The 3,970-nt window shown below is 63.8% G+C and carries 3 protein-coding genes; 2 read left to right on the forward strand and 1 reads right to left on the reverse strand.

Annotation, left to right across the window (positions count from 1 at the left end; translation table 11 throughout):
• A partial coding sequence (locus Q0330_RS02495; protein ID WP_299473938.1) for a Tn3 family transposase occupies window positions 1–2,418 on the forward strand: 2,418 nt, incomplete at its 5' end.
• 133 nt (window positions 2,419–2,551) lie between these two features.
• On the opposite strand, the gene Q0330_RS02500 is transcribed toward Q0330_RS02495, so the two are convergent.
• Window positions 2,552–2,902 carry a metalloregulator ArsR/SmtB family transcription factor gene (locus tag Q0330_RS02500; RefSeq protein ID WP_007803330.1) on the reverse strand — a complete coding sequence of 117 codons (351 nt, stop codon included), beginning with the start codon at window positions 2,900–2,902 and terminating at the stop codon, window positions 2,552–2,554.
• Window positions 2,903–2,965: 63 nt separating this feature from the next.
• Between Q0330_RS02500 and Q0330_RS02505 the strand changes: the two genes are divergently transcribed.
• Entirely contained in the window at window positions 2,966–3,817 is an 852-nt protein-coding gene (locus Q0330_RS02505) for a cation diffusion facilitator family transporter (RefSeq protein ID WP_299473948.1), read from the forward strand.
• Window positions 3,818–3,970 lie beyond the last annotated feature (153 nt).

Consider the following 3,970-nt stretch of genomic DNA (forward strand, 5'->3'; position numbering starts at 1 on the left):
CCCGCCATATCGACCATCGAGCGCCTCTGCGCCGACGCGCTCGTCGCCGCCGAGAAACGGATAGAGACGAGGATTGCGGATCGCTTGAGCGATGACGAATGCGTGGCCCTCGACGATCTGCTGTTTGAGATGGTCGAGGATCGGCTGACCCGGTTCGTCTGGCTGCGCAAGTTCGAGGTCGGCAACAATTCGGCCGCTGCACGCCGGCTGCTCGACCGGCTCGATTACCTTCGCAAGATCGACGTTTCGCCGGATGCGTTCCACGATGTTCCGGATCATCGCATCACCCGTCTGCGTCGGCAGGGTGAACGCTATTTCGCGGACGGATTGCGTGATCTGCCGGGCGACCGCCGCCACGCAATCCTTGCCGTCTGCGTATCGGAATGGCGACGCGCGATCGCCGATGCCGTGGTCGAGACACATGACCGGATCGTCGGCAGGACCTGGCGGGAGGCCGCCCGGCTGTGCGATGACCGCATGGACGGAGCGCAACCGGAGGTCCAGAAGACCTTGCGCTCGTTCCGCGACATGGGAGCGGCCCTTCTCGAAGCGAAGAACGACGACGTGTCTCTTGAGGACGCCATCTCGTCCAGTCCGGGATGGACGGATTTGCAGACTCTCGTCGCTGTCGCGGCCCGATTGACGGATACGCTGTCATCGGACCCGATTACTCATGTCGTTCAGGGGCATAAGCGGTTTCGTCGATACGCGCCCCGGATGCTGCGGCTTCTTGAAATCGACGGGGCGGACGTGGCCAAACCCCTTCTGGACGCGGCTGAGCTGATCCGGCTCGACAGGGCTCACAGTCGGCCGACGGATTTTCTGCGGCGCACGTCGAAGTGGCACCGCCATCTGAAGACCCAGACCTCCGGGGACGGCCGCCTGTGGGAGGTCGCGGTCATGTTCCATCTGCGCGACGCGTTCCGCTCAGGCGATATCTGGCTGGAACGCTCCCGGCGTTACGGCGATCTGAAACAGGTGTTGGTGCCTGCGCAGGCCGCAAAGGCAAACGCGCGGCTCGCCGTCCCCTTCGATCCCGAGGACTGGCTGGCTGATCGCCATGCGCGAATGGAGATCGGTCTCGAAAAGCTGGCCAAGGCCGCAAAAGCGGGCGCGATCCCCGGCGGATCAATTGCAAACGGCGTGCTTCATCTGAGCCGGTTGCCGACGGCGCCGCCGCAGGGGGCCGATGACCTGCTGTCCGATCTCTACCGCCGCATACCGGAGACGCGGATCACCGACATCATGCTGGAGGTGGACCGCGCGACCGGGTTCACCGAGGCGTTCACGCATCTCAGGACCGGTGCGCCGCCGAAGGACCGGATCGGGCTGATGAACGTGCTTCTGGCCGAAGGTCTTAACCTCGGTCTGAGCAAGATGGCCGAGGCCAGCAATTCCCACGGCTTCTGGGAACTGATGAGGATTTCGCGCTGGCACGTGGAAAGCGATGCTTATGCCCGCGCGTTGGCGAGCGTCGTCGAAGCGCAGGCCGCTCTGCCGATGGCCAGGTTCTGGGGCATGGGCACGACTGCCTCCAGCGACGGACAGTTCTTCCCCACCGCCCGGCAAGGCGAGGCGATGAACCTGATCAACGCGAAATACGGGCGCGAGCCGGGGCTGAAGGCCTACACGCATGTCTCCGACCAGTTCGCGCCCTTCGCGTCGCAGACCATTCCGGCCACAGTCAGCGAAGCGCCCTACATCCTGGATGGGCTGCTGAACAACGAGGTCGGCAAACGGATCAGGGAGCAGTATGCCGATACCGGGGGCTTCACTGATCACGTTTTCGCCGTCACCTCGATACTCGGCCACCGGTTCATTCCGCGCATCCGCGATCTGCCCTCCAAGCGCCTCTACGTCTTCGAGCCGAAGGCCGTGCCGCCGAACCTGCGCGGTCTGGCGGGCGGCACGATCCGGGAGAACCTGATCGCGTCCAACTGGCCCGACATCCTGCGGATCGCGGCGACCATGACGGCCGGGACCGTCGCGCCCAGTCAGATCCTGCGCAAGCTGGCGTCCTATCCCCGCCAGAACGACCTTGCCGTCGCCTTGCGCGAGGTCGGCCGCGTCGAACGGACGCTGTTCATGATCGAATGGGTCCTGAACACCGACATGCAACGCCGCGTCCAGATCGGCCTCAACAAGGGCGAAGCGCACCACGCGCTGAAGAACGCTCTGCGGATCGGCCGACAGGGCGAAATCCGCGACAGGACGGCCGAGGGCCAACATTTTCGGATGGCCGCGCTCAACCTCCTCGCCGCAATCGTCATCCACTGGAACACAGCCCGCCTGGGCGAGGCCGTCACACAGCGCCAGCGTGCGAAGCTCCCGGTCCCGCCCGATCTGCTGGCGCACACCTCGCCCCTCAGCTGGGCCCACATCCTTCTCACCGGCGAATACAAATGGCCGAAGAGGTAGAAGCCACAGCTGCCGTTCGCAGCGCCGCGCTCGAACTCACACTATGCGGGACAAAGGGTGCATTCGCTGCGGATGCGCAGATGGCTGCTTCAGGTTTGGCGCACCGATAGGACATTGCAGCAGGTCGCGCCGGTTAGTCCGTATAGCTTTGGCAGGCATCAACTCCGTTGGCTGTCGAGGCAAGTAGCTGATCTGCATCACGGATGAGATCGGCGACCCGCCTGTCCGCCAGACGATACCGAACGAAGCGGCCTTTGCTGCGGCGACTGACCAGCCCGCATTCCAGCAGACAGCGCAGATGGTTCGAGACGTTGGGCTGACCCAAACCCGTATGCCCGACGATTTCCTGCACGTTGCGTTCGTCCGACACCAGCGCATCGAGGATCGTCAGACGGCTGGGATCGCTTAGGCCCCGGAAGAGCTTTGCCCGCAGTTCCAGTGTATCGGGTGCCGAAAGATCGTCTTGAATGTTTTGCGCTGTCATATCATTATCCACTGATACGTTAGCAGCGTACCTTTTCGCCCGCCACCACAAAAAGGATCGCACATGAGCCAGCCCGATAACAGCAAGTTGGCGACAGCCTCCTCCCCGATCCGAATGCGGGTGCAAGGCATGGACTGCGCGAAAGATGCCGCCGAGATCGAGCGCGCGGCCCGGTCTGCGGGCGTGGCCGAAGGCGACGTGAAAGTGTCCGCCGCCACCCACATCATGACATTGTGGATCGCGGACGGCGATCTGCCGAAAGTGCGGCCCGCGCTCGACGCGACCGGCTACGGTTTCGAGAAGATCGAGGACGGCGATACATCGTCCGATCCGGCCTACAAGGACCCGAGCTATCGCCGCGCGCTCTGGATCGTGGTCGCGCTCAATCTCGGATACGGCGTGGTCGAAATGTTCGGCGGGTTCTTGTCCGGTTCGCAGGCGCTGAAGGCAGACGCGCTCGATTTTCTGGGCGATGGTGCGATCACGTTTCTGGGCCTGCTCGCCATCGGCTGGAGCCTGACATGGCGGGCGCGGTCGGCGATGATCCAAGGCGTGTTTCTGGGCCTTCTGGGCCTTGGCGTTGTCGGCAGCACGCTCTGGCGTGTCCTCAACCAGACCACGCCAGAAGCCGGGTTGATGGGAGCCTTCGCGGTAGGTGCGCTGATCGTAAACATCCTCGCGGTGCTGCCGCTGCTAAAGCACCGCAAGGGTGATGCCAATATGCGAGCCGTCTGGCTGTTCTCTCGCAACGACGCCATCGGCAACCTCGCCGTGGTCATCGCCGCCGGGCTGGTCGCGTGGCTTGGCAGTGCATGGCCCGACCTGATCGTCGCGTTCGCGATCGCGGGGCTTTTCCTGCATTCGTCGTGGATGATCATCCGCGATGCCCGGAGTGACTTGGTGGAAGCTGACTAACTCCATCATGGTGCGACGCGCCGGACGAAAGCCGACATTCGCGCGCCCCGCAGCATCGGTGAGTCTGGGCTCGAAGCCGACCTTCGCCGCGCGCTGCACGAACGACCGCTGTCAGCTTAGAGTAGGATTTCACACTCTCCCGCAAACGACCCG

It is taken from the genome of uncultured Paracoccus sp. (genome assembly GCF_937873615.1).
Taxonomy (GTDB): domain Bacteria; phylum Pseudomonadota; class Alphaproteobacteria; order Rhodobacterales; family Rhodobacteraceae; genus Paracoccus.